The organism is Bradyrhizobium erythrophlei, assembly GCF_900129505.1.
Classification (GTDB): domain Bacteria; phylum Pseudomonadota; class Alphaproteobacteria; order Rhizobiales; family Xanthobacteraceae; genus Bradyrhizobium; species Bradyrhizobium erythrophlei_D.
Genome location: NZ_LT670818.1, coordinates 1,865,174 through 1,889,862, shown reverse-complemented (window position 1 = coordinate 1,889,862; position 24,689 = coordinate 1,865,174). Strand labels below are relative to the sequence as shown.

General features: G+C 63.4%; 19 protein-coding genes and 1 pseudogene. 8 read left to right on the top strand and 12 right to left on the bottom strand.

Translation table 11 applies throughout. The annotated features are described in order from the left end of the window. Nucleotides 1-92: 92 nt before the first annotated feature. Nucleotides 93-1,523: a serine hydrolase domain-containing protein gene (locus B5525_RS08855; RefSeq protein WP_079573117.1), complete on the top strand. Its 1,431-nt coding sequence runs from the start codon at nucleotides 93-95 to the stop codon at nucleotides 1,521-1,523. Nucleotides 1,524-1,529: 6 nt separating this feature from the next. On the opposite strand, the gene B5525_RS08850 is transcribed toward B5525_RS08855, so the two are convergent. The 4 genes from B5525_RS08850 to murA form a co-directional block, all read right to left on the bottom strand. Continuing rightward, nucleotides 1,530-2,900, bottom strand: coding sequence for an MmgE/PrpD family protein (locus tag B5525_RS08850; protein WP_079565661.1), 1,371 nt, complete (start codon nucleotides 2,898-2,900; stop codon nucleotides 1,530-1,532). A gap of 137 nt (nucleotides 2,901-3,037) precedes the next feature. Beyond that, nucleotides 3,038-3,508 carry a DUF2867 domain-containing protein gene (locus B5525_RS08845; RefSeq protein ID WP_079565660.1) on the bottom strand — a complete coding sequence of 157 codons (471 nt, stop codon included), beginning with the start codon at nucleotides 3,506-3,508 and terminating at the stop codon, nucleotides 3,038-3,040. Continuing rightward, entirely contained in the window at nucleotides 3,505-4,920 is a 1,416-nt protein-coding gene (locus tag B5525_RS08840; protein WP_079565659.1) for an MATE family efflux transporter, read from the bottom strand. Before B5525_RS08840 ends, B5525_RS08845 begins: the two co-directional genes overlap by 4 nt. A 191-nt stretch (nucleotides 4,921-5,111) precedes the next feature. Next, the gene (gene murA / locus B5525_RS08835) at nucleotides 5,112-6,425 is read right to left on the bottom strand and encodes a UDP-N-acetylglucosamine 1-carboxyvinyltransferase (protein ID WP_079565658.1); all 1,314 of its coding nucleotides are present in this window, start codon (nucleotides 6,423-6,425) and stop codon (nucleotides 5,112-5,114) included. Between the two features lie 782 nt (nucleotides 6,426-7,207). Between murA and B5525_RS08830 the strand changes: the two genes are divergently transcribed. Further along, a complete protein-coding gene (locus B5525_RS08830) occupies nucleotides 7,208-8,362 on the top strand; it encodes a PIN domain-containing protein (RefSeq protein WP_154073132.1) in 1,155 nt (384 codons plus the stop codon). Between the two features lie 220 nt (nucleotides 8,363-8,582). Beyond that, nucleotides 8,583-9,197, top strand: a complete 615-nt coding sequence (locus B5525_RS08825; protein WP_079565656.1) for an outer membrane beta-barrel protein — start codon at nucleotides 8,583-8,585, stop codon at nucleotides 9,195-9,197. A gap of 878 nt (nucleotides 9,198-10,075) precedes the next feature. On the opposite strand, the gene gyrB is transcribed toward B5525_RS08825, so the two are convergent. Beyond that, nucleotides 10,076-12,517, bottom strand: coding sequence for a DNA topoisomerase (ATP-hydrolyzing) subunit B (gene gyrB, locus B5525_RS08815; RefSeq protein WP_079565654.1), 2,442 nt, complete (start codon nucleotides 12,515-12,517; stop codon nucleotides 10,076-10,078). Nucleotides 12,518-12,780: 263 nt separating this feature from the next. Here gyrB and B5525_RS47490 point away from each other — a divergent pair. Beyond that, nucleotides 12,781-13,749: pseudogene (locus B5525_RS47490) on the top strand (acyltransferase family protein); the annotation flags it as partial. Nucleotides 13,750-13,854: 105 nt separating this feature from the next. Next, a complete protein-coding gene (locus B5525_RS47485; RefSeq protein ID WP_338075304.1) occupies nucleotides 13,855-14,709 on the top strand; it encodes an SGNH hydrolase domain-containing protein in 855 nt (284 codons plus the stop codon). A gap of 26 nt (nucleotides 14,710-14,735) precedes the next feature. On the opposite strand, the gene recF is transcribed toward B5525_RS47485, so the two are convergent. The 4 genes from recF to rpsT form a co-directional block, all read right to left on the bottom strand. After that, nucleotides 14,736-15,875: a DNA replication/repair protein RecF gene (recF, locus tag B5525_RS08800; RefSeq protein WP_079565651.1), complete on the bottom strand. Its 1,140-nt coding sequence runs from the start codon at nucleotides 15,873-15,875 to the stop codon at nucleotides 14,736-14,738. 140 nt (nucleotides 15,876-16,015) lie between these two features. Beyond that, nucleotides 16,016-17,134: a DNA polymerase III subunit beta gene (gene dnaN, locus B5525_RS08795; RefSeq protein WP_079565650.1), complete on the bottom strand. Its 1,119-nt coding sequence runs from the start codon at nucleotides 17,132-17,134 to the stop codon at nucleotides 16,016-16,018. Between the two features lie 215 nt (nucleotides 17,135-17,349). Further along, entirely contained in the window at nucleotides 17,350-18,780 is a 1,431-nt protein-coding gene (gene dnaA / locus B5525_RS08790) for a chromosomal replication initiator protein DnaA (RefSeq protein ID WP_079565649.1), read from the bottom strand. A gap of 1,241 nt (nucleotides 18,781-20,021) precedes the next feature. Then, on the bottom strand, nucleotides 20,022-20,288 hold the full coding sequence (gene rpsT / locus B5525_RS08785) for a 30S ribosomal protein S20 (protein WP_079573115.1): 267 nt from the start codon (nucleotides 20,286-20,288) through the stop codon (nucleotides 20,022-20,024). A 357-nt stretch (nucleotides 20,289-20,645) separates the two neighbouring features. On the opposite strand from rpsT, the gene B5525_RS08780 reads away from it, so the two are divergent. The 3 genes from B5525_RS08780 (at nucleotide 20,646) to B5525_RS08770 (ending at nucleotide 22,647) form a co-directional block, all read left to right on the top strand. Next, complete coding sequence (locus B5525_RS08780) at nucleotides 20,646-20,963, top strand: hypothetical protein (RefSeq protein ID WP_079565648.1); 318 nt, start codon at nucleotides 20,646-20,648, stop codon at nucleotides 20,961-20,963. Nucleotides 20,964-21,096: 133 nt separating this feature from the next. Further along, the gene (msrA, locus tag B5525_RS08775; protein ID WP_079565647.1) at nucleotides 21,097-21,753 is read left to right on the top strand and encodes a peptide-methionine (S)-S-oxide reductase MsrA; all 657 of its coding nucleotides are present in this window, start codon (nucleotides 21,097-21,099) and stop codon (nucleotides 21,751-21,753) included. Nucleotides 21,754-21,903: 150 nt separating this feature from the next. Then, the gene (locus B5525_RS08770) at nucleotides 21,904-22,647 is read left to right on the top strand and encodes a polysaccharide biosynthesis/export family protein (RefSeq protein WP_079573113.1); all 744 of its coding nucleotides are present in this window, start codon (nucleotides 21,904-21,906) and stop codon (nucleotides 22,645-22,647) included. Nucleotides 22,648-22,697: 50 nt separating this feature from the next. Here B5525_RS08770 and B5525_RS08765 read toward each other — a convergent pair whose 3' ends face one another. The 3 genes from B5525_RS08765 to B5525_RS08755 all read right to left on the bottom strand — a co-directional run bounded on the left by B5525_RS08765 (nucleotide 22,698) and on the right by B5525_RS08755 (nucleotide 24,601). Continuing rightward, the gene (locus B5525_RS08765) at nucleotides 22,698-23,372 is read right to left on the bottom strand and encodes a dienelactone hydrolase family protein (RefSeq protein ID WP_079565646.1); all 675 of its coding nucleotides are present in this window, start codon (nucleotides 23,370-23,372) and stop codon (nucleotides 22,698-22,700) included. A 66-nt stretch (nucleotides 23,373-23,438) separates the two neighbouring features. Further along, nucleotides 23,439-23,810: a hypothetical protein gene (locus tag B5525_RS08760; RefSeq protein ID WP_079565645.1), complete on the bottom strand. Its 372-nt coding sequence runs from the start codon at nucleotides 23,808-23,810 to the stop codon at nucleotides 23,439-23,441. After that, a complete protein-coding gene (locus B5525_RS08755; protein ID WP_079565644.1) occupies nucleotides 23,807-24,601 on the bottom strand; it encodes an alpha/beta fold hydrolase in 795 nt (264 codons plus the stop codon). The genes B5525_RS08760 and B5525_RS08755 overlap by 4 nt, the downstream gene beginning before the upstream one ends. Nucleotides 24,602-24,689 lie beyond the last annotated feature (88 nt).

Below are 24,689 nucleotides of genomic sequence, written 5' to 3'. Positions count from 1 at the left end.
GCCAGCGCGATTTTCGAATCCGGCGAGCGCTTGCACCAAAGCTCGGGTCCTATCCGGCGCGCCATGTTGGCGAGCGACTGCCGGAGAACACCGTGACCCGAAAAAACAAGATCATCCTCATTGTGACAGCTACGCTATGCGGCGCGCTGGCGCTGACGGCCGTCCGCGCGCATGACGCGCCGCGGGTCGCGACCGGCTTCGTCGCCCACACGCTTTGCTCCGAGACCTTCGTGTCCGGCCTCGATCCCGATCGGGTGCTTTCGGAATCGACAGCGGCGATGCCCGGCACCGGGCTGATTATTTGGGCCATGAATTACAGGGTCGATCGCGCGCGCAAGGACGTGACCGTGACGCTGCTGGGCGGTGCGCAAAGCCACGCCGTCTATCGTGAGGGGCTCGGGTGCTACGTCGCGCATGACGACGTCTCCGTCGATGCTTCGCTGCCGCCGGCGGCAAGCGCTTCACCACACGCGTTGCTGCCGGAAATTGCCGGACCCGCATTGGTCGAGCCCGCGAATCCCGAACTCAAGCTCGCGCTCGACCGCGCCTTCGCCGAGCCCGACCAGCCGCCGTTTCGCCACACCCATGCGGTGGTGGTGCTCAAGGACGGCCATCTCGTCGCCGAGCGCTATGCTCCGGGCTATGACATCGAGACGCCGATCCTCGGCTACTCCGCGACCAAATCGGTGATCTCGGCCCTGATCGGAATCCTCGTTCGCCAGGGCAAGCTCGCCGTCCATGAACCGGCGCCGGTGGCGGCGTGGAAAAATCCTGACGATCCCCATCACGCCATCACGGTCGATGATCTCTTGCGTCACACCAGCGGATTGGCGATGGGCAGCTCGCTCAATGCCTCGCTCGCGAGCGCGATCGCGCCGGTCGACCAGATGAAATACGTCGCGCGCGACATGGCGGCGTTTGCCGAAGCCGCCGATCTCGAAAGCGAGCCCGGCGGTGCCTGGAATTATCACGATGGCAACACCATCATTCTCTCGCGCCTGATCCGTGACGCGGCCGGCGGCCACGCCGCCGATGTGCTGCGCTTTGCGCGCGCCGAGCTGTTCGGTCCGCTCGGCATGCGCCATGTCACGCTGGAATTCGACGCCACCGGCACGCCGGAAGGAGCCAGCCAGATGCTGGCTTCCGCACGCGACTGGGCACGTTTCGGTGCACTCTATCTCGATGACGGGGTTATCGGCGGGCGGCGCATCCTGCCCGAAGGCTGGGTGAATTACTCGGCCGCGCCGACCGGGGCCGCATGGGTGGGATATGGCGCGGGCTTCTGGACCAATCGCGGTGACAGTTTTGGCGCAAAGTACCGCACCGATCGCGGTTGGCCCGCCGACTCCTTCTACGCCAGCGGCACCTTCGGACAATATGTCATCATGATCCCCTCGGAGCGGATTGTCATTGCTCGCTTCGGCACTTCGGCCAATCGATATGACATCGAGGGCGCTTCGCGTCTCGTCGCCGAAATGATCGCCGCCACCGGCGGCAAGGGGCGCGTCGCCGCCGGCAATTAACTTCGGCTATTGCCGCCCCCGATGCGTAGCGGTCGCGACGCGATCGAATCTCTCGAGCGAAAGGATCGCGTCCGCGAGCTGGTCGGCGCGCCCGTTCAGCACCGGGCGGGCCAGCGTCAGAAACTTCTGCTGCATCGCCTGCGCATCGGGGAAGGAATTCGGCTCGCCGGAGGGATCGGCGTAGAGCCGCTCATGCACACCGTCGTCGGTGGTGATGCTGACGCGCGCGCCGAACGGATGGCTGCGGCCGATTTCGAGGCGATCGTCCTGCACCACGTCGAATCTGTCGGCGAGCGCGTCGACCGCGGCGTCGCCCAGCCGCTCATAGTCGTCCCAGCCGAAACGGCCCTGGTCGAGCGCGACCGCGCCGGTGAAGAACATCGAGAACTGGCCGCCGACGATCGAGGTCGGATGGCGCTTGGTGGCGGCGTCGCCGGTCAGCGTAATGCCGTTGCGGTGCAGCCCGATCTCGACCCGCCTGATCTGGTCCGGCGTCAGATTGTGCTCCCTGCGCATCGCGATCAGCGCATCGAGAGCGGCGTGGGTGTAGCGGCAGCTCGGATAGGGTTTTACGCCGATCTTCAAGGTCTCGTAGATCTGCCCCAAGCCGGCGACCACCTTGTCCGGATGCGGATCATCGCTGTAGCCGACCAGGAGGCCATGCCTGCCCTCGACCGATTCGCTCGCGCCTACGAAGTCGTTGCGCGCCAGCGTCGCGGCGATCACGCCGTTCATCGCGGCGGCGCCGACCTGGTAGCGCTTGTTCCAGGCGCCGTTGACCAGGAACTGCAGCGAGCCGGCGGCCTGGCTGCCGGAGACGCCGAACGCCGCGATGATCTGCTGCTTCGACAGTCCAAACAGTTTTGCCGCCGCCGCCGCCGCGCCATAGGTGCCGGCGGTCGCGGTCGGGTGAAAGCCGCGCGCATAATGCGAGGTCGGATCGAGCGCGTTGCCGAGCCGGCAGCACACTTCATAGCCGGCCACGATCGCGGTGAGCACGTCGCGGCCGGACGCGCCGACCATTTCGCCGACCGCGAAGGCGGCCGGAACCACCGGTGCGCTCGGATGCAGCGAGGAATCCGCATGCGTGTCGTCGAAATCCAGGGAATGGCCGAGTGCGCCGTTGAGCAGGGCGGCCACCGCCGGCGTCCAGGTCCTGGTGTCGCCGAACACGGTGGAATAGCCGGACCCGTCCAGCGCCAGCGCTTCCAGCATCTTCAGCAGCGAAGGGGTGGATTCCGCGTCGCGCCGCGCCCGGATGGCGCTGCCGAGGAAATCCAGCGTCAGCACCTTGGCGCGATCGAGCACGTGCCCAGGGATATCCTCGAATTTCAGGTCCGCGACATAGGCGGCAAGCGTTGCGGTTTCATGGGCCATGGCGTTGCCTCGTTCGTTCTCTTTATACGTTAGGTACGGCCGGCGAGGTGTGCCGTCAACATCAGCTACGGCGGACCAGACCCTTGCTTTCGATGCACCAGACCAGGAGGTCGCGGGCCTCGCGAGAGGCGAGCGGCTTAGGCAGCGACCTGCCGCAACAGCGAGCGGACGACCAGCCGGTGAAACGGCAGGATGATCGCAAGATAGATTCGGCCGAGCCAATTGTTCGTGCGCACCAGCGTGGTCGCGGTCACCTGCTGCCCCCCGCCGGAGGTAAAGACATCCACCACCACGCGAAAATCCAGATGATGATCGTCAAAGCCGGCGACCAGCCGCTCCGGCGTTTCGCTCAGCACCGGAAAGAGGCCGATCAGGCCGCCGGCGGACTTTTCGCCGGCGCCCGACGTCTTGAGGCCGAAGGGCGCGACCAGCGCATTGCGCAGCGACAGCAGCGCTTCGACCCAGCGCGGCGAGCGGCCCATCATCCGCTGCGCGGCAATTCGTGCATCGAGCGGCCCGTCGACGGCGATCCGGAACGCGTCGGCGAACTGCGCGCCGGCAAGCCACACGGCGGTGTCGACGTTTGGGGTAACTTCCTGGACCTTCATGGCGCGGCAAACCTGTTCGCTAATCGCAGGAAACGCAAGGTTAGAAGTGTGGCATAGACCAGCGTGCCCAGCGACAGGCCGACCCACACGCCGACGGCGCCGTAATCCATCCGGAACGCCAGCACCCAGGCGGCGGGAAAGCCGATCAGCCAGTAGCCGATCGACGCGAACAAGAGCGGCACGCTGGTGTCCTTCAGGCCGCGAAGGCAGCCTGCCAGGACGGTTTGCAGCCCATCTGTGATGAACAGCGTGGCGCCGACCAGCAGCAGCGTCGCGGCAAGCTCGATCACCGCGTCGGTGCTTGCCGCGGTATTGCCGAGGAAAAACCGCGCGATCGCAAAACGGCCAAAGATCACCATCGCCGTCAGCCCGGCGCCGAGCAGGATGCCGAGCGCGACCGCAGCCAGGCCCGCGCGCCTGACACCATCAGCGTCGTTGCGGCCGGCGGCGTGTCCGACCCGCACCGTCGCCGCCATGCCGATGCCGAGCGGCACCATGAACAGGATGGCCGTGACCTGCAGCGCGATCTGGTGGGCGGCGAGCGCGGTGGTGCCGATCAGTCCGGTCAGCAGCGCCGCCGACGAGAACAGTCCGTATTCCAGCATGAAGGCGATCGAGATTGGGCCGCCGATCGCGATCAGCTGGCGCATCATCGCCCAGTCGAAGCGCCAGAGATGCCCGAGCACATGGTATTTCGCAAACGGCGGGCGAAAGGTAGCAAACCACAGCCCGGCCAGGAACATGGCGAAATTGACGATGGTGGTGGCGAGGCCGGCGCCGAACAGGCCGAGCGGTGGCAGCGCCCACGCCCCGTGGATCAGGAGATACACCAGAATGGCGTTGGCGGGGATCGCCGCTAGCGTGATCCACAGCACGGGCTCCGGCCGGTTGAGCGCCCCCATGAAGCCGCGGATGGCGATCAGCCATAACGCCGGCGTCGCGCCCCACACCAGGCCGAGCAGGTATTGCTGCGCGAGTTTCGTGGGCGTCTCCGCCTGGCCGAGCATCCGCAGGATCTGTTCACCATAGAACGGAAAAATCATCATCGGCAGCGAGATCAGCAGCGCCGCCCACAGCCCGACCCGCAAGCTCCGCCGCACCCGGTGCGGGTCGCGGGCGCCGAAGGCTTGTGCTGCGAGCGGCGCCACCGCGGATACGACGCCGAGACCCAACGTGAAGCTGACGAAATAGACGGTGTTGGCCAGCGCTGCCGCGGCAATCGCCTCGTCGCCGAGACGGCCGATCAGGGCAAGATCGATCGTCATCATCACGATCTGCCCGAGCTGCGTCAGCGCCATCGGCGCGGCCAGCTTCAGCGTGTCGGCGAACTCGACCGCGAGACGCCCGCGCGGCGTCGGCGCGGCGACCTCCGATGCGATTGATGCCTGCGATGTTTTTTCAAGAACGGTCATGGGCCATGATTAGCATGGCCGCCGGACAAAAAGATGGTCGGCCGTCGCACTGCTCCCTCGTCGTCCCTGCGGAAGCAGGGACCCATAACCACAGGGCGTGGTTGTTGCGCGAAAGCCCGTCAACAGCGTGTTTCACGACGGGCGGCACGGCGTGATGGGTCCCTGCTTTCGCAGGGACGACAAGAGAATTCTCACCGCGCCGGCACGCGGGTGATCCTTGCACCTAGCGCGTTGAGACGTTCGTCGATCCGTTCATAGCCGCGTTCGATCTGGTCGGCATTGTTGATGGTGCTGGTGCCCTTGGCGCAGACCGCGGCCAGCAGCATCGCCATGCCGGCGCGGATGTCGGGCGAACTCATCAGGGCGCCGCGCAGCCGGCTCGGCCCCGCCACGATCGCCCGGTGCGGGTCGCACAGCACGATGCGGGCGCCCATTGCTATGAGTTTATCGACGAAGAACATCCGCGACTCGAACATCTTCTCGAACATCAGGATCACGCCGTCGCACTGCGTCGCGGTCACGATCGCGATCGACATCAGATCGGCGGGAAAGGCCGGCCATGGCTGGTCCTCGAGTTTCGGCACATGGCCGCCGATATCGTCGTGGATCTTGAGCGTCTGGTGATCGGGCACGATCAAATCGTCGCCCTCGACCTCGCAGACAACGCCGAGCCGCTCGAATCCCATCCGGATCGAGCGCAGATGTTCGACCCCGGCGCGCGCGATCCGCAGCGGCGAGCGCGTCACCGCGGCGAGCCCGATCAGCGAGCCGACCTCGATGTGGTCGGGCCCGATCGACCAGGTCGCACCTCCCAGCGTAGCGGGGCCCTGCACGATCATGGTGTTGGTGCCGATGCCCTCGATCCCCGCGCCCAGCGCTACCAGAAAATGCGCGAGCTCCTGCACATGCGGCTCGGAGGCGACATTTCGCAGATAAGTGGTGCCGTGGGCGGCCACCGCGGCCATCAGCGCGTTTTCGGTCGCCGTCACGCTCGGCTCGTCGAGAAAGACGTCGGCGCCTGTGAGGCGCCTCGCCCGGAATTCCAGCAGCTCGGATGCGGTGACGCTGGCGCCGAGCTGCTCGAACGCCAGAAAATGCGTATCGAGCCGCCGCCGGCCGATGACGTCGCCGCCGGGCGGCGGCAGCGTCACCTCGCCGCAGCGGGCCAAGAGCGGCCCGGCCAAGAGGATCGAGGCGCGGATCCGCGCGCACAGCACCGGATCGAGGTCGGCGCCGCGAATGCTCTTGGCATGGATCGCCAGCGTGTTGCGCGCCCGCCATTCGGCCGACGCGCCGACCGAGCGGACCAGCTCCACCAGCGTTTCGGTGTCGCGAATCCGCGGCACGTTTTGCAAGGTCACCGGGTGCTCGGTCAACAGCGCCGCGGCAATGATCGGCAGCGCGGCGTTCTTGTTACCGGCAGGCTCAATCGTGCCGGAGAGCCGGTGTCCCCCTTCGACCACGTACTGGATAGGGGAGGCCGGCCCGGCCGTCGGCTCACTCATGGGTTTCGCCCGTCGTTCGGGTTAAATGGTGTGGAATCAGGGGGTTGTGAATTGCACCGTAGCACAGGTGGCGGAGGGGGACAGTCCGGAATTATCTGAGGAAGTGGACCGCGTTAGCGCAGGAGCGGATGCCAGCATTATGCTCGGATAGCAGGAACATTGCTTCATTTGAAATGAACCCGAATACAGGTCTCCGATTTGGAGGCGCCGTTCGAGTTTTTATAGGAGGGTGTCCCGTTCTTGTTCTTCGAGACTTAGATCGCGATGCGCCGTGTGCTCCAGCACTAGTGACTACACTTCTTCCGCAGAAGAATCCGCAAATGCTTTTGAGGATTTGTGTGACTTCTGCAGAGAGTTGGTTGATGGCTGATCGTGAGGCCTATGCAGAATTTTGTGGGTACCGGCTCGCGCACATTCCTCAGAATCCTGAGACGGTGCCGAATTTGAAGCAATTGATACAGACACTAGGGGAGAACGGCACGGCGGCGCAACTGCGTCGGCACTTCGATAAGTTTAAACCCTCAAGAGTACCTATGTGGGGCATGCTCGGCGACTGGCATACTCAGTTTGCGGGAACACGTTGGGACCCTGTTCGTGCGGCTGATAGTGGTAGGGCCCCCTCACTCGGCCGTGCTTTAGAAAGACTTCGCGAATTAGCTTCCCAGAGCGTGTCTCCGGGCGGAACGAACGGTAACGATAAGGTCACGTGTTGAAATTGGCGCGAAGATTGAGGCCAATTACAATGTCTCTCTTGGGGACGAGCGCGAGGGATGCGACCCGGTATGCACTACGATGCTATTACCTTCGACACCCAGACCGTAGAGACCAACTCGTTCCATTTTGATGGAGGCCTGCTCGCGCAACTGAAGCAATTCAAGGGCGGGCCGGTACGAGTAGTCGTCTCCGAAATCGTTGTGCGAGAGATTTTCAAGCACTTGGTCGAAAAGACCAGGGCCGCAAGGGACGGCGCAGCTGCGGCTCACAAAAAAGCAGTTGATCATGGCCTCGCCTCTCAAAATATGCCTTTCGTCGCCGACAGCGTTGATATTTGGGCAGTAGCTCGCAGTCGCCTTGAAAAGTTCCTTCGCGACATCGGCGCTGAGATTGTCCGCGCAACCAACGTACCGGTGGGGGACTTAGTTGATGCATATTTTCAGCCGTCCGCGCCGTTTTCTGCTGCTGGCAAGAACAAGGCGGAATTTCCCGACGCTATTGCCTTATTTTCGCTTGCGCGCTGGGCATCAGAGAAAAATCTGAAGATCTTGGCTGCGAGCCAGGATAAGGGTTGGAAAGCGTATGCTGCTTTGCACGATTGGATCGACTTACGTGGCGAGCTTGCGGACGCCCTATCGGTCTTGCAGAAGCACGCGGAGGATGCTCGTGCGGTTGTTCAGGTGTTGCTTAGGTCGATTGACGAAAACGCGGTCCCTGAACTGACGCGAAAGTTTGAGTTTCTGCTGGCAACCGCACTTTCGGGCTATGACGTGCTCGGCTCGGCTGAAAGCTTTTATGAAATTGAGTCCGACCATGTTGAGCTGGAGCTCGAAGAACTTTGGTTTGTCGGCGACGAAGACAGCTATGAGTTCTCGTTAATCCAAAGTGGACCCAACATCCTCGCAGCCGAAGTCGATTTAGAAGTCCGAGTGAAAGCTGAAACCAGCTTTTACATGTCGATCTACGATTCGATCGATAAGGACTCCACTTCGGCCGGTTCCGTAACAGCGCAGACCGACAAGGAGTTTGAGCTAAAGGTTCTTATCACTGTTGAACGCGATGAGCCTTCATCCCAGTTCGAAATGTCAAAACTCGAAATCCTCAAAGGACCACGCACCATCGACTTTGGGTTCGTCGAGCCCGATTACGAGCCGGAACCCGAGGAAAATTACGAAATACCAGATGATCTGCCCGCCGTTGGAAATGACGAAGTGCCGTGGTAGCGTTCGCCGAGCAGCGAAGCTGATCTGTTCTATTTTGTTGGCTTTTCTTCAGTTGCCCTTGCGGGCACGTCGCGCCCGTAGGATCGCTGAGCCCGCTGCTTCGCAAAACGTAATTCCGCCATCTGCAACTGACGGATATCGCGGAGCTCCACGCCTCCTACGCGCTGGCGTTTTCGATATACGGACCGTATAATCTCAGGCCAACTTGACGGTAGCGCGGATGTCCATGTTTGCAGGCAAATTGGTTCTCGTGTTCGTCGTCGCGGCGCTCTGTCTGGGCGGTCGAGCGGCCCACGCGCAGACGGCCCCGATGACCTATTGGACCCCGGGCTGGCTCGGCTTCGGCGGCAATCTGAATGCCGGGCAGGGCGCGAATCCGCAACCCGGCTTCGCGGGCTTTGAGGACGGTGGCGCCGGCGGCTTTTCCTCGCGGTACAATTTTTCGAACGGCTGGTTCATCGGCAGCGAACGCGGCGGCATGAGCTTGAACGGTATGGGCTTGAGCGGCATCAACCAGGCCGGCGCGTTCGGCTCGCTCCAGACCGAAGGCGTGCAGTTCGGCTACACCTTCAAGAACACCGCCGTCTCCGTCTACGGCGGTTTTGATACGTTGAAATACAATCCCGGCATCGGCGCCGCGTTTTCGCCCTTCGACTCCACGTCCAGCACGGCCGGCTATGGCATGCATGCCGGCGTCGAATTCAAGCCGACGTCGAATCCCAGCCTGTCGCTCGGGGTCGGCTACGTCCAGCAGTCGGGTCGCCTCGACACCGACACCAGATCGCCCTCGCTGTCCAACGCGTCCCAGGCTGATCTCGTCGGCGGCTGGCACTGACGCTGCTCCGGCCCGACGGGCAAATCACTTCGTTCGCCGCGCGACGGTCTGTCCAGCCCCATTTGCAAAAATATTCTGGTTTTCCGAAACAGCAAATCAGGTCTATATCCGCAGCCATCCCGCTCCACACAGAGGGGCGTTGCGCAACGTCACGAACGCGGAGCGGGATGCGGTGGACGCGGACGGTGCTCCTGACGAGAGCGCCTGAGGCGGACGGCGAAGGCGTGTGGTCCTGATGCCCCGACGCTGGCATCAAGTTGGCGGAAGCGATTCCATCGACGACGGTGGCAAGAAAGCCCGGTCACCGGGGAGAGCGCGCTATAAGCCGTAAAACCATTGCGCAGGGAAGGCCGGACTGCCTCCGCTGAACCTGTATGCTCGTGTGCGTTTCTTTACTCCATCTTGCACGCGAGACCGCGGGTGCAGCGCGCACCCGGCTTTCCCTGCGCCCTCTGTTCTCGAGGGCGGGACGAAACAGCAAAACCTCGCGCCAAACCAGCGGCGAGATCGCGGAGGTGTATCCTCCGTCATTGCGAGCGCAGCGAAGCAATCCATGGAGCAGCAAGAAGAAAGCTGGATTGTTTCGCTGCGCTCGCAATGACGATCCTTGTTGTTTGAAAAGTGAAGCCCGTTACGCATCCCCGGATGTCATCGTCCGCCAACGGGTCGGCGCGTAGCGCCGCCCGATGACAGGCTCCGGCGGACGATCCAGTATTCCAGAGGCCCTGATGATAGAACCGAGAAGCCGTGGCGTACTGGATGCCCCGCCTTCGCGGGGCATGACAAGTCTTTCGCGCGGGTATGACAAGTCCTTGTGGCGCGCGCGCACGAGCCACGCCGCTCTCGCGCCATACCCTCAGCTATCGTTGCCTTGCCGCCTACACGTCCACGGTGGCGCTGAGCGAATTGTCCTGGATGAATTCGCGGCGCGGCTCGACCACGTCGCCCATCAGCTTCGTGAAGATGTCGTCGGCCTCGTCGACTTCCTTGACCTTCACCTGCAGCAGCGAGCGCGCGTTGGTGTCGAGGGTGGTGTGCCAGAGTTGTTCCGGGTTCATCTCGCCGAGGCCTTTGTAGCGCTGCAGCGTCACTCCCTTGCGGCCGGCGTCCGTCACCGACTCGAACAAGTCCACCGGGCCGTGGATCGCGGTTTCGGTGTCCTTGCGGCGCAGCACGCCGGGTTTCGGATAGGCCTCCTGCAGCCTGGCCGCATAATCGTCGAGCTTGCGCGCATCGGCCGAGCCGAGCAGGGCGTCGTCGATGATGGCGAAATCCTTGACGCCGCGGACGGTGCGTTCAAAGACAAAACCCTCGCCCTCGGTAAAGCGTCCGGTCCAGCCGCGCTCGACTTCGTCGGCGAGCGCATCGAGCCGTCGCGCGATATAGTCCGCGGCGGCATTGGCGGTCGGAACATCGCTGGTCACCCTGGGCGTCAGCACGCCGGCGATCGCGGCCTGCTCGACCACCTTGCGGTTATAGCGGCTGTGAAGGTTGTGCAGCGTGCTCCGGATGATCCGGGCGTCCTCCACCAGCGCCTGCAGGTCGCGGCCCTTGCGGTCCTCGCCCGACGCCATCTTGAAGACGCAGTCGTCGAGCCCGGTCTCGATCAGATAGTCTTCCAGCGCGCGCTCGTCCTTCAAATACTGCTCGGACTTGCCGCGATTCACCTTATAGAGCGGCGGCTGGGCGATATAGAGATAGCCGGCCTCGATCAGCGACGGCATCTGGCGGAAGAAGAAGGTCAGCAACAGCGTGCGGATGTGCGCGCCGTCGACGTCGGCGTCGGTCATCAGGATGATCTTGTGGTACCGCAGCTTCGACAGGTCGAAATCGTCGCGGCCGATGCCGGTGCCCAATGCTGTGATCAGCGTGCCGATCTGCTCGGAGCCCAGCATCTTGTCGAAGCGCGCGCGCTCGACATTGAGGATCTTGCCGCGCAGCGGCAGCACCGCCTGGAATTCGCGATTGCGGCCCATCTTGGCGCTGCCGCCGGCCGAATCGCCCTCGACGATGAAGAGTTCGGATTTGCCGGGGTCCTTTTCCTGGCAATCGGCGAGCTTGCCGGGCAGCGAGGCGTAGTCGAGCGCGCCCTTGCGCCGCGTCAGCTCGCGCGCCTTGCGCGCGGCTTCGCGGGCGGCGGCGGCCTCAACGACCTTGCTGACGATGGTCTTGGCTTCCGCGGGATGCTCCTCGAACCAGGCCGCGAGCGCCTCGTTCAGGACGTTCTCGACCACGGGACGCACTTCCGAGGACACCAGCTTGTCCTTGGTCTGCGAGGAAAACTTCGGGTCGGGCACTTTCACCGACAGCACCGCGGTCAGGCCCTCGCGGCAGTCATCGCCGGTCAGCGCGATCTTTTCGCGCTTGGCGTTGGCCTCGGCATAGCCGTTGACCTGGCGCGTCAGCGCGCCGCGAAAACCCGCGAGATGGGTGCCGCCGTCGCGCTGTGGAATGTTGTTGGTGAAGCACAGCACGTTCTCGTGGTAGCTGTCGTTCCACCACAGCGCCGCCTCGACGCCGATGCCGTTCATCTCGGTATTGATCACGATCGGCGAGGGCACCATCGGCTTCTTGTTGCGGTCGAGATATCGGACGAACTCCTCGATGCCGCCGTCATAGTGCATCGCCTCGCGCTTCTCGACCGCGTGGCGCTTGTCGGACAGCACGATATTGACGCCGGAATTCAGGAAGGCGAGTTCGCGCAGCCGGTGTTCCAGGGTCGCGAAATCGTATTCGATATGGGTGAAGGTTTCCGGGGAGGCGAGGAAGGTCACCTCGGTGCCGCGCTTGCCGTTGGCATCGCCGACGACCACGAGCGGGGCCACCGCATCGCCATGGGCGAATTCGATGAAATGCTCCTTGCCGTCGCGCCACACCCGCAGTTGCAGCTTGCTCGACAGCGCGTTGACGACGGAGACGCCGACGCCATGCAGGCCACCCGACACCTTGTAGGAATTCTGGTCGAATTTGCCGCCTGCATGCAGCTGGGTCATGATTACCTCGGCGGCGGAGACGCCTTCGCCCTTGTGCAGGTCGACGGGAATGCCGCGGCCGTCGTCGCGCACCGTCACCGAACCGTCGGCGTTGAGCACGACCTCCACCGCGGTGGCGTGGCCGGCCAGCGCCTCGTCGATGGCGTTGTCGACGACCTCGTAGACCATGTGATGCAGGCCGGAGCCGTCATCGGTGTCGCCGATATACATGCCCGGCCGCTTGCGGACGGCATCGAGGCCCTTCAAAACCCGGATCGATTCGGCGCCGTATTCGATGGGGATGGAATGCTCAGTGTCGGCGATCGTTTGCCGGGCAGATTCTGTCATGTGTGGCCTTCGAGGGTGCCTTCGAATCAGCGGCGCAAAAGGGGCGCTGAATCAGCTATTTGTGCCATGAAAGGCGTAACGCGCCTAGCCCAAAGTCTCTAGCAGCAAGTTATTGAATAAATGTGATTTTTTGGATGTTTTTCAAGGCCTGCAAAAGCCGATTTAAGGGCCCTGCAAAAGCGCGATTCGCAAGGTAATTGTTCACTCTGAAGGTGCGGATTTCTCACCCCGCAGCTGGATCACGCCGCCCGAATTCGGCCGAAATGGCGGACCTCCTGAGACCTGCTATGGATGGGCCGATGTCGTCCTCGCCTTCAGATCACTATCGGCCGGATATCGATGGCCTTCGGGCCATCGCCGTGATGCTCGTGGTAGCCTTCCATGCCTTCCCGGAGGCGATTCCGGGCGGCTTCATCGGCGTCGATATTTTCTTCGTGATCTCGGGCTTCCTGATCACCGGCATCGTTGTGCGCGAGCTGGATCAGCAGCGCTTCAGCCTCGCGGCCTTCTACAGCCGGCGGATCAAGCGGATTTTCCCTGCGCTGATAGCAGTGCTTTTTGTTACGCTGGTGCTGGGCTGGCTATGGATGTTGCCGGCCGCCTATGCGGAGCTCAGCGCCGACGTCTTCGCCAGTGCGGCGTTTTTCTCCAATATCGCGCTGTTGCTGCACTCAGGTTATTTCGACATTGAATCGGGCAAGAAGCCGCTGCTGCATCTGTGGTCGCTGGGCATCGAGGAGTAATTTTATCTGTTCTGGCCGCTGATCCTGATGCTGGGCACCCGCATGCGCCTTGGCATTCTGGCCGTGGCTTCGGCGATCGGCATCGCGTCCTTCGTGCTCAACGTGGCGCTGATCGGCTCCGACCCGGTCGCGACCTTCTATCTGCCTTTCACGCGGGCCTGGGAACTGCTGGTCGGGGCCGCGCTGGCCTGCGGCTGGAACCGGATCGATCAAAGCGATGCGGCCAGCAATTTGCGGGCCGCTATCGGCCTCGTGCTGATCGGTGTAGCCACCGGAGTTCTCGATCCGCACCGGGCGTTTCCAGGCTGGTGGGCCATCCTGCCGGTTGCAGGCGCAGGACTGTTGTTGTCGGCGCCCGCGGCATGGGGCTGCCGTCATCTGTTGGTGAGCCCGGCGATGGTCAGGATCGGGCTGATCAGCTATCCGCTGTATCTCTGGCACTGGCCGCTGTTGGTGTTCTTCGCGATCATCAAATTCGCCCCGCTGACGCTGGTCGAGCGCGGTCTCATCGTCGGACTGAGTTTTGCGCTGGCGTGGCTGACCTATCGATTTATCGAAACCCCGTTTCGCTTCGGCCGCGCCAGCGCACTCAGGATGTTCAGCTTGGGTTCGGCAATGGTGCTGATTGCCGTGGCGGGCGGTGTCATCGTGTGGGCGCGCGGATTCGATTTCCGTCTGCCGCCGGAAATCCGCGACATGGCCGCCGTGCCGACGCAGTCCAACAAATGGCGGGTCCACGAATGCCTGCTCGATCTCAGCCATGAAATGTCATTTGCCGACACTTGCGTCGATCGCGGGCGCCGCCCGCTGATAATGGTCTGGGGCGATTCGACCGCGGGCGCGCTGATGCCCGGCCTGCGCAAGGCCCAAGAAACAAGCGACTTCGGCATCGCGCAATTCACCTCGAGTTCATGTGTGCCGGCGCTCAACACCGATGTCGCCGGCGTGCCCAATTGCCGCGCTATCAACGACAAGATACTGTTGATTGCCCGCGACCTCCAGCCAGATATCGTGCTGCTGCACAGTACCTGGGACCGGTATCTCGATGGCGTAGCCGAGACCGTGACGGCGCTGAAACAGCAGACCCATGCGCGGGTCATTGTGCTGGGTTCGGTGCCGTGGTGGAAGCGCGGGCTGCCCAACGAGGTGATGCGCTATTTCATGTTGTATCATCGCCTGATCCCCGAACGGTCCGATCGCGCGGCACCCGATTCGTCCGCCATGGGGTTGCGTGAGAAACTGGTGCCCCTCGGCGCTAAATTTATCTCGGTGTGGGACACGATGTGCAACGCGCATGGCTGCCTGGCCCGGATCGGCGATACCGCCAAGGATATTTCGGCGAGCGACCATGTGCACCTGACCGAAAAGGGATCGGTATTCCTGGTCCAGTCCGTCATCCACGAAATCCTTCGCGCGCAAGCTCCGCCTTCATCGGCCGAATCGCAGTGATGTGTCGAGGCGCCGTCCTGTTGCGCTCAAATCCGCCGGGCGATCTGGCCGGAATCGACGTCGAAAACCTCGCCGGACGCGCCGACATCGGTGAAGGCCACCGGGTCGGCGCCGGTCATCCAGACCTGGGCGCCGAGCTTTGCCAGCTCATTGAACAGCGCGGTCCGCCTGCCGGGATCGAGATGCGCCACCACCTCGTCGAGCAGCAACAGCGGGGTGATGCCGGTCATTTCCGCCACCAGACTGGCATGCGCCAGCACCAGCCCGATCAGCAGCGCCTTCTGCTCGCCGGTGGAAGCGTCGCGGGCCGGCATGTTTTTCGGCGCGTAGATCACCTGCAGGTCGGTGAGATGCGGACCGTCCAGCGTGCGGCCGGCGGCGGCGTCGCGCGGGCGGCTGTCGCGCAGGATCTGCCGGTAGCGGTCCTCCACGGCGGTGGCGGGTTCGCTCAGAAGCGCGTTTTCCATCCAGCCGTCGAGCATGATCTGCGCGGAGGGGAAAGCGGACGCTTCGCCGCGCGCGTGCAGCATCGCGGCGAGTTTTGTCGCGGTCTGGCCGCGGGTCGCGGCGACCGCGACCGCGAGTTCGGCGGTTTCGCGTTCGATCGCGTCGCACCAATGATCGTCGTAATTGCGCACCTCCAGCAGCCGGTTGCGCGAACGCAGGGAGCGGTCGAGCGCCGATACCCGGCTGGAATGTTCGCTGTCGATGGCCAGCACCAGCCGGTCGAAGAACCGCCGCCGCTCCGATGCCGCACCCATGAACAGGCCGTCCATCGAAGGCGTCAGCCACACCATGCGCAAATGATCGCCGAAGGCGGTAGCCGAGCCCACCGGCTCGCGGTCGATCCGGCAGCGCCGGCTGGTGGCCGCGCCTTCGCTGCCGGGCGGATCGATCCCGGTGCCGAGCGTGGCCAGCCCCAGCGCGCCCTCGACTTCGGCCGATACCGCCCAGGAACCGTTGCCCTGATTGTCGGCGACATCCTCCAGCGTGGCGCGGCGCAGCCCGCGTCCCGGCGACAGGAACGAGATCGCCTCCAGGCAATTGGTCTTGCCGGCGCCGTTCGGGCCGACCAGCACCACGACATCGCCACGCGTCTGAAGGTGTGCCGCGCGATAATTGCGGAAATGCGTGAGGCCGAGGCGGTGAATGCGGGACGGGGTCATGTTACTCGTCATTGCCGGGCTTGCAGCGGGGACGGATCGAGCCGCCACAACTTCCGACGTCATCATCCGCGAAAGCGGATGATCCAGTACGCCGCGCCACCTTCTCCCACAACAAGGGGAGAGGGAAGTTAGCGGATTCCCTACACCCGCATCGGCATCAGCACGTAGAGCGCGCCCTTGGAATCCTTGTCCTGCACCAGCGTCGGCGAGCCGGGATCGGCCAGTCGCAGAATCGCAACCTCGCCCTCGATCTGGGCGGCGATATCCAGCAGATAGCGCGAGTTGAAACCGATATCGAGCGGGTCGGAGGCGTATTCGACTTCGAGCTCTTCGGTCGCGCTGCCGGAATCCGGATTGGTCACCGACAGCACCAGCTTGCCCGCCGACAGCGCCAGTTTCACCGCGCGGCCGCGCTCGCTGGAGATGGTCGAGACGCGGTCGACCGCGGCCTCGAAATCCTTCTTGTCGACAATGAGCTCCTTGTCGTTGTTCTGCGGGATGACGCGGCCGTAATCCGGGAACGTGCCGTCGATCAGCTTCGAGGTCAGCACCACATTGCCGATGGTGAAGCGGATCTTGCCCTGCGACAGTTCGATTTTGACCTCGGCCTCGTTGTCCTCGATCAGCCGCTGCACTTCGCCGACGGTCTTGCGCGGCACGATCACGCCGGGCATGCCGGCGGCGCCGCCCGGCAAGGCCAGGTCGATCTGGGCGAGGCGATGGCCGTCGGTTGCGACCGCGCGCAGGGTCGGGGCCTTGGCGCTGCCGGCGGTGTGCAGATAGATGCCGTTGAGGTAATAGCGGGTCTCTTCGGTCGAGATCGCGAACTGGGTCCGGTCGATCAGCCGTTTGACGTCGGCGGCGGCCAGCGTGAACGAATGCGTCATGTCGCCGGCGGCGAGATCGGGGAAATCGTTCTCGGGCAGCGTCTGCAGCGTGAAGCGCGAACGGCCGGCACGGATCGCCAGCACCGAGCGGTCGCCGTCGCCTTCCAGCACGATCTGGGCGCCGTCGGGCAGTTTGCGCACGATGTCGTAGAACATATGCGCCGGCACGGTGGTGGAACCGCCGGTCGCGGTCTCCGCGGCCAGCGTCTCGTTGACCTCGAGGTCGAGGTCGGTGGCCTTCAGCGACAGCCGCGCGTTTTCGGCCCGCACCAGCACGTTGCCCAGGATCGGAATGGTGTTGCGGCGCTCGACCACGCGATGGACGTGGCCCAGGGATTTCAGAAGTTGCGCACGTTCGACGGTAACCTTCATTGCAATACCCGCCCGATCCCTCAAGATGGAAAAGCCGGGCGGCCCCAAGGGCGCGCCGCGGCATTTGAAACCCGAAAAGCCCGATCCAGACTGGATTTGACCAAACCCACGGGGGGACCGCAAGGTGGCGCGGATGGCCCTCAAGCGCAAGGGAAACGGGGGCCGTTCCCCCACGTTTTGCAGGCCCTCCCGGCAACGGGAGGGCCCCGAAAATCCTACTCCTGCAACTGGCGCTTGAGCGATTCGACCTCTTCGGAGAGCGCCGTATCCTTGCTGACCAGGGCCTCGATCTTGCGAACCGCATGCAAGACCGTGGTGTGGTCGCGGCCCCCGAACCGGCGGCCGATCTCGGGCAGCGAGCGCAGCGTCAGCGTCTTCGCCAGATACATCGCGACCTGGCGCGGGCGGACCACATTGGCCGTGCGGCGCGAGGACAGCAGGTCGGAGCGGCTCACATTGTATTGGCGGGCCACCACCCGCTGGATGTCCTCGATCTTGATGCGCTTGGGTTCCTGCGGACGAACCAGGTCGCGCACTTCGCGCTCGGCCATTTCCAGCGTCACCGGCTGCGCGTTGAGCTTGCTGTGCGCCAGCAGGCGATTGATGGCGCCCTCCAGATCCCGGCCGTTATGGGTGATGGTGCGGGCGAGATAATCCAGCACCGGTTCCGGGACGTCGAAGCTCGCATGATGGGCGCGGGCGGCCGCAACGCGCGACTTCAGAATTCCGAGCCGCAGTTCTTCGCCGAGCGAACCCATCTCGACCACGAGGCCGCCGGCCAGACGCGAGCGCACCCGGTCGTCGAGGCTCTCGAGGTCGGAAGGCGGACGGTCGGCTGCGATCACCACCTGGCGGCCGGCGTCGATCAGCGCATTCAGGGTGTGACAGAATTCAGCCTGGGTCGATTTGCCCTGCAGGAATTGCAGGTCGTCGATGACGAGCACGTCGATGCCGCGCAGCGCCTCCTTGAACGCCAGCGCCGTCTGGGTCTTCAGCGCGGCGACGAAGCCGTACATGAATTTCTCGGCGGTGAGATAAAGCACCTTGCGCTCGCTGCCGGAGTTGCCGGCCCACGTCACCGCCTGCAGCAGATGGGTTTTGCCCAGCCCGACGCCGGCATGGATATAGAGTGGATTGAACATCACGGCATCGCCCCGCCGGCCTTCCGCCACCTGGCGTGCCGCCGCATGCGCCAGCGTGTTCGACCGGCCGATGACGAAACTTCCGAAGGTCAGGCGCGGGTCGAGCGGCGAGCCGCCGAGCGCGTCATGGCTGGCCGATACCGGCGCGGTCGCGACGGCGCGCAGCTCTTGCGCGGGCCGGCCGTCGGCTCGCTCGGCGCGGCGCGCATCGAGCGGGGCAGGCGCCTCTTTGGCGGGCGCCGCGCATCGCATCGCCGTGCGCACGGTAAGGTCGATCCGGTGCACTTCGGGCATCTCCGCCTGCCAGCAGGTCAGAACGCGCTCGGCATAATGCGCCTGGATCCAGCTCTTGAGGAACCGGGTCGGAACCGACAGGCGGACGCTCTCCTGCTCGACGCTTTCGAGATCCATTCGTGCAAACCAGCTGGTGTAAACGTCTTCCCCAACGCTCGTGCGCAGCCGACCCTTCACGCGCGACCAGCGATCCTGTTCCGTATTTGTCATTGCCTGAAAACTTTTCCGAGAGAGTAAGTTGCCTTGCGAAAACGCCGTGCAGGTTTCCTGCCAACGGCGCGACCTGAAGCGAGGCTTCATCTTCAGCCATAGACCAGCCGTCCGGCAAAAAAGCCGTGGGTCAGATCGATGGCTGTAAGAGAGAAGCTTTCGCGAGGTCAGCGCGTACTCAACGGAGTGTCCGGAGCGAGCGCGGGCGGCCGTGTGCCGGCGTCTTGTGGGTCGACGTCCAAGGCGTCCAGGACCGCGTCATTTGAAAAAGGCAATTGATCTAGTACCTGATCGAGTACCGCGCTGATTCCGTAAAGCATACAACCTCCCCATCTCGCCGCGATTGCGCACGGCAAGTTGTCACCCTAAGTCTGTTTCAAATTCAGCCGGCAACGCCCGAACATCAAAATCGTTCAGTCGCAATACCGCTTCGTTTGGCCCACTCGTCTACCTGTCCAGGTGCTCCGCTTCCGGTGCTGCTGTCGGATGGCCGTCGCATCTCTCTTGTTAAAAGCGAACGAGACACGAATGCCCCGCCTGAGAAATTTCGACACAGAACCATATTCCCCATATCGCTATGAGGTTGAACCCGACAATCGCTTGGAAAGCGTCGCCAACGCGCACACCGCCGCCGATTTGCACGTCCGCCCCGTTTCTTAAACCGCGCTGGTCTCAAGAGCCGTGGGCGCCGCGAACCCTCTTAGAGATACAGCATGCCCCATTTCCCGCAACGGAAATGATTCAGCGCGAGTGCCTCGAAAAACCACTTCGCGTTCGCGAGATCAGGCAGCGCACTTTGTCGAGCGCAGCAAGGTTTTGAATCTGTGCACAGATTCGAAACGCGGAGCCGCTGTGACATTTCTGACAGCCGCCCAAAATAAATTCATAAATTGTTTACGTTTGAATAAGGCAGGGAGGATTTTTCGAACAACTCTTCGCCACTATGCCGATAAGTGACTACGCAAGCGCGTTTTTTTTTGCTCATCGGGAGAGGGTAACCCTGTGATGCTCTCGACGGCATGGCGTGCCGCAGCAGTTGCAATTTCAAAGGCACGCCCGAGCATGGGCTGACGACATTTTTTTGCGATGCGTCATAGCCAAAAGCCTAAACCCGTCTTCCTACATAACCAGTAGAAGCACGGGCGCGAGAATCTCGTGGCCGCAATTTTTGAGCGGCATACCCGCAAAAAGAAAAAGCCCGGCACTGCCGGGCTTCCTGACGAATTTTATTTTCGTTCAATTCATTTCGCCAGCTTGGCGATCTGATGCGCGAGCCGCGAAACCTTCCGGCTCGCATTGTTGCGGTGGATGATGTTGCGCTGCGCTGCCTGCATCAGTTCCGGCTCGGCGCGCGCCATCGCCTTCAGCGCGGCATCGCGGTCACCGCTCTTGATCGCCTCTTCGACGGTGCGCACCGCGCCGCGCATCTGGGTGCGGCGCGACTTGTTGATGATGGTGCGGCGGGCAATCTTGCGCGTCGCCTTCTTGGCGGAACTGGTATTGGCCATGGTCTCAAATATCCTTCGGCGGTGACCGGTCGCTAAATGGTCGGGCTTCAAGCACGCCGGCCGTCCAAATGCGTGATCGACGATTTCGTGTTTTCGGGTGTCCCTGACAGTGCCATTCTCTGCAAACAATACGCTTGCATGACGGCGCCGCTCAAAGAACTGCGGCGGCAGGATTGCGCCCGCCGCCATTGGCGTCCTTATAGAGGCCACGTCTTGCAGCGTCAACGCCTTACCCGCTCCCCCGGAACCCCGGTCGGGGGCGGGAAAGGCGGATAAGCTGCTGATGAGGTTGAATTTCCCGGGCCGGCCCGGTAAGGGCTGACGGCGTCTTCGGGCGCCAGAGATGTAAGGTGATGCATGATCCGCGGTTTTTTCCGACTGGTGGGACTGTTGCTGTTGGCCGGCGGATTTGTCTTCATGGTCTATGACGGAGCCCGCTGGGTCGCCAACCAGTCCCTGCACTTCACCCAATTCGGCCAATTCTGGAATGATATTCACCAATCCAGCCAGCAGGCGTTTCGGGCCTGGGTGGAGGGTCATGCGCCCTGGCTCTGGGACAGTTTCATCAGGGTGGTCCTCGACCAGCCGGTTTTTGCCGTCATGGGCGTATTGGGAATTCTGTTGATGCTGGTGTTCCGGCCGCGCAAGCCGCTGATCGGCTATTCGCGGAACTGACGGGGCGACCCGTCGTTGCCGGCTTTGTGCTGAGGCGCCCGGCGTAGCGGCTGCCGAGGTCAGCGTATAGACGTATATATAAAGGCGGACTTCGCTGTCGTGAATTCGAACGAATCCGGTACGGAGGCATCCCATGTTGTTCATGCGCAAAACCACTGCATTGCCGAGTGCAGCCGAGGCGCTGCCGGGCCGCGCCCAGCCGATCCCCACCGCCGGGAGCCATTTCGTCAACGGTCGTCCGCTCAAGCCGCCTTATCCGCAAGGCCTCGAACAGGCGCTGTTCGGGCTCGGCTGCTTCTGGGGCGCCGAGCGCAAATTCTGGCAACTACGTGACGGCATCTTTACTACCGCGGTAGGCTATGCCGGCGGTCATACGGCGAATCCCACCTATGAGGAGGTCTGCTCGGGCCGCACCAGTCATACCGAAGCGGTGCTGGTGGTGTTCGACCCCGACAAGATCTCCTACGCGCAATTGCTCAAGACGTTCTGGGAAAGTCATAACCCGACGCAGGGCATGCGTCAGGGCAATGACGTCGGCACCCAGTATCGTTCCGCGATCTACACCTTCAGCGACGCGCAGCGCAAAGCCGCCGATGCGTCGAAGGTGGCCTACCAGAAGGCGCTGGCCGCCAAGGGTGTCGGCTCGATCACAACCGAGATCGCTCCGTCGGGTGAATTCTATTTTGCCGAAGATTATCATCAGCAATATCTGGCCAAGAATCCGGCCGGCTATTGCGGACTGGGCGGCACCGGGGTGTCGTGCCCGGTCGGCGCCGGCGGCAGCGTCTGATCGCTTTCGCCTCTCCCGTTTGCAGGGAGAGGCCCTCACCGCGAAAGCGGGGCGAGAGATGCCTCTCGCCTTCCGCAGCGCGGCTCATCACGATTTATTAACCATAACCGGTGCAAGACTTTAGCTGTCTCGCGATGAGGGGTGGTGAAGGTGCGGGTTGCGCGCGTGTTTCGATTGCCGATCATTGCCGCCATAGCCGCGCTCGCTTTGTCCGGCTGCATGCAGACGGCCGGCCCGGTCGCGATGGCACAGCCGCAAAGCGATCTGGATTCCCTGGCCTACGGTCCGGCCCCTGCCGTTGCCGCGCGATACGAAGCCGCCGATTCCGGCGGGGCCGTCAGCGCGCTTCGCAATGCCTTCGCCGCGGCGCCACGGCAGGCCTATGCTCCGGCCCCCGTCGCCTATGCGACGGCGCCGATGCCGGCCGCCTATGACACATCCTACAGACTCGATGCCGGTGATAAATTGCGGGTCGTGGTCTATGGCCAGGAAGGCCTGACCAACTCTTACGCGATCGATGCCGGCGGTTCGATCACCATGCCGCTGATCGGCGCGGTGCCCGCGCGCGGCCGGACACCGGCGGGGCTGGCCGCCGAGATCACCGCCAAACTGCGCAACGGCTATATCCGCGAGCCCTCGGTGGCGGTGGAGATCGAGTCCTATCGGCCGTTCTTCATCCTCGGTGAAGTCGCAGCCCCCGGCCAATATCCCTTCGTCCCCAATATGAGCGTCGAGAGCGCGGTGGCGATCGCCGGCGGCTTCTCGCCGCGCGCCCGGCGCGACACCGTCACGCTGACCCACACCGACGGGTCGGGCTCGATGCGCGTGGTGGTGCCGCTCGGCACCGCGATTGGCCCCGGCGATACCGTGCTGGTCGGCGAACGCTGGTTCTGACGCGAAGCGGGATGGATGCGCGGGTCAAGCCTGCGCATGACGGGCCCGTTCTATTTCTTCAAATGCTTGGCGAAGAACGCCATGCTGCGCGGCCATGCAATATCGGCGCTGGCCTTGTCGTAGCTCACCCGCTCGTCGCAGTGGAAGCCGTGCTGGGCGCCCGGATAGACGAAGATCTCGACATCGGCGCGCTTGGCCTTGATGGTCTCGACGTCGGTCAGGGGAATGCCGGTGTCCTTCTCGCCGAAATGCAGTTGCGTCGGAACCTTGGGCTTATCGTCGGCAAAACGCACGACGGCACCGCCGTAATAGCCGATCGCCGCCGAGAGCCCCGACAGCTTTGTCGCCGCAGCATAGGCGATGCTGCCGCCGAGGCAAAAGCCGATGACGCCGACCGGGCCGACATCCCCAACCGCGTCGATCGCGGCCTGGGTGTCGCGCAGCATCGCGGCCCAGTCGGGATTGGCCACGAACTTGCGCGCGATCGCGATCTCGTCGGGCGAGTAACCGGACGTGAAATTGGGTTCGATGCGGTCGAAGATCGACGGGGCGATGGCGACATAGCCTTCGCCGGCGAGCCGGTCGCACACCGCGCGAATGTGGTGATTGACGCCGAAGATTTCCTGGATCACCACCACCGCGCCCTTCGGCGCGGTGGTGGGGTCGGCGCGATAGGCGCCCAGCTTAAAATTGTCCGAAGCCGTCAGTTTGAGGTCTTGTCCCACGGGTCATCCATTTGCTTTGAGAGTTGAACGTTTTGGAGAATGTTAGAGGGGTGCGCGGCCTGCTGGTTATTGCCACATCCAATTGTGGCCCCAGTCGCCCTTCCAGCCGGCCAGCCTGCCCTTGCGGAATTGCAGGAAGAGCCGGTCGTGGTGGTTGAGCAACCCGCTGCCGCCGAGGTTGCGGATGGCCAGATAGATTTCGTTGCCCGCGCGTCCGCTGACATAGCCGAGCGGCTCGCCCAGCGCCCGCGACGCATCCGAGACATCCATCCCGAACACCAGCGGCGTATTGTTCGACAAGGTCGCTGTGAAGGGAGCGCGCGGAACGTCGCCCGGCGTCCATTGCTGGGCGCCGGCAGGCGCGAGTGGCGCGACGGCAGCCGAGATCAGCAAGAGCGCCGTGGACGCGAGGCTTTTCGGCGCTGAAAGGCTTTTCATGACTGGACCAGACCTTCCGTAGGTACGTTGCGCGGCAAGCTTTCGAGGAATGGCAGCACCGCATCGATGAACGCCTGCGGCTGGTCGATGTTGACGGCGTGGCCGGCCGCAGCGATGACGGCCTTCTTCGCTCCGGGGATCTTGGCCGCCATGTAGTCGGAAGCGGCGAGAAACGGCACATCCTCGGCGCCGACCACCACCAGCGACGGCGCCTTGATATCGGCCAAGGATTCGATCACACGGGCGTCGCGCTGGGCCAGCATGCCGCGCGCGGCACGCGCCAGGCCCGTGGCATCGCGATGGCTGACCGTGGAGCGTTCGCGGCTGCCGGACTGCAGAGCTGCCAATCCCTCGCGCTCGAAGCGGTCGCCGGTTTCGTGTGCGCGCCTGTTCCAGGCCGCGCGCGCGTCGTCCTTCTTGAAGCCCGGCCCGGTATCGATGATCAACAGCGCCCGCACGCGATCCGGATGCGTGCGATAGAAGGCAAGCGACATATAGCCTCCGAGCGAGAGCCCGCCGACGATGGCGGTCTCGGCGCCGATCGCGTCGAGCAGCGCTGCCATGTCGGCAACCGTCAGCGCTTCGCTATAGGCGGCGGGGTCGTCGGGATAGTCGGACTGGCCGTGGCCCCGCATGTCCCACACCACAAGCCTGTGGTGTTTGGACAGCGCCTCGATCTGGCCCTTCCACATCGCCGATGTCGAGGAATAACCGTGGGTCAGCAGCAGCGCAGGCCCACTGCCATGGACCTCGTAGTGGATCTTGACCCCGTCCCGATCGATTGTCGGCATTCCGTGCCTCCCGGCGGATTATTCGAAAGCGCTCTATCGCATGCTATTCTAGCGCGATCCAGCGCCCGAGGGGAATTGCCCAACGCCG

What these genes read in the sequence shown, in the direction of transcription:
- B5525_RS08850 (WP_079565661.1), bottom strand. Translation starts at nt 2,900, where the DNA reads ATGGCCCATGAAACCGCAACGCTTGCCGCCTATGTCGCGGACCTGAAA.
- B5525_RS08845 (WP_079565660.1), bottom strand. Translation starts at nt 3,508, where the DNA reads ATGAAGGTCCAGGAAGTTACCCCAAACGTCGACACCGCCGTGTGGCTT.
- B5525_RS08840 (WP_079565659.1), bottom strand. Translation starts at nt 4,920, where the DNA reads ATGACCGTTCTTGAAAAAACATCGCAGGCATCAATCGCATCGGAGGTC.
- murA (WP_079565658.1), bottom strand. Translation starts at nt 6,425, where the DNA reads ATGAGTGAGCCGACGGCCGGGCCGGCCTCCCCTATCCAGTACGTGGTC.
- B5525_RS08830 (WP_154073132.1), top strand. Translation starts at nt 7,208, where the DNA reads ATGCACTACGATGCTATTACCTTCGACACCCAGACCGTAGAGACCAAC.
- B5525_RS08825 (WP_079565656.1), top strand. Translation starts at nt 8,583, where the DNA reads ATGTCCATGTTTGCAGGCAAATTGGTTCTCGTGTTCGTCGTCGCGGCG.
- gyrB (WP_079565654.1), bottom strand. Translation starts at nt 12,517, where the DNA reads ATGACAGAATCTGCCCGGCAAACGATCGCCGACACTGAGCATTCCATC.
- B5525_RS47485 (WP_338075304.1), top strand. Translation starts at nt 13,855, where the DNA reads ATGTTCAGCTTGGGTTCGGCAATGGTGCTGATTGCCGTGGCGGGCGGT.
- recF (WP_079565651.1), bottom strand. Translation starts at nt 15,875, where the DNA reads ATGACCCCGTCCCGCATTCACCGCCTCGGCCTCACGCATTTCCGCAAT.
- dnaN (WP_079565650.1), bottom strand. Translation starts at nt 17,134, where the DNA reads ATGAAGGTTACCGTCGAACGTGCGCAACTTCTGAAATCCCTGGGCCAC.
- dnaA (WP_079565649.1), bottom strand. Translation starts at nt 18,780, where the DNA reads ATGACAAATACGGAACAGGATCGCTGGTCGCGCGTGAAGGGTCGGCTG.
- rpsT (WP_079573115.1), bottom strand. Translation starts at nt 20,288, where the DNA reads ATGGCCAATACCAGTTCCGCCAAGAAGGCGACGCGCAAGATTGCCCGC.
- B5525_RS08780 (WP_079565648.1), top strand. Translation starts at nt 20,646, where the DNA reads ATGATCCGCGGTTTTTTCCGACTGGTGGGACTGTTGCTGTTGGCCGGC.
- msrA (WP_079565647.1), top strand. Translation starts at nt 21,097, where the DNA reads ATGTTGTTCATGCGCAAAACCACTGCATTGCCGAGTGCAGCCGAGGCG.
- B5525_RS08760 (WP_079565645.1), bottom strand. Translation starts at nt 23,810, where the DNA reads ATGAAAAGCCTTTCAGCGCCGAAAAGCCTCGCGTCCACGGCGCTCTTG.
- B5525_RS08755 (WP_079565644.1), bottom strand. Translation starts at nt 24,601, where the DNA reads ATGCCGACAATCGATCGGGACGGGGTCAAGATCCACTACGAGGTCCAT.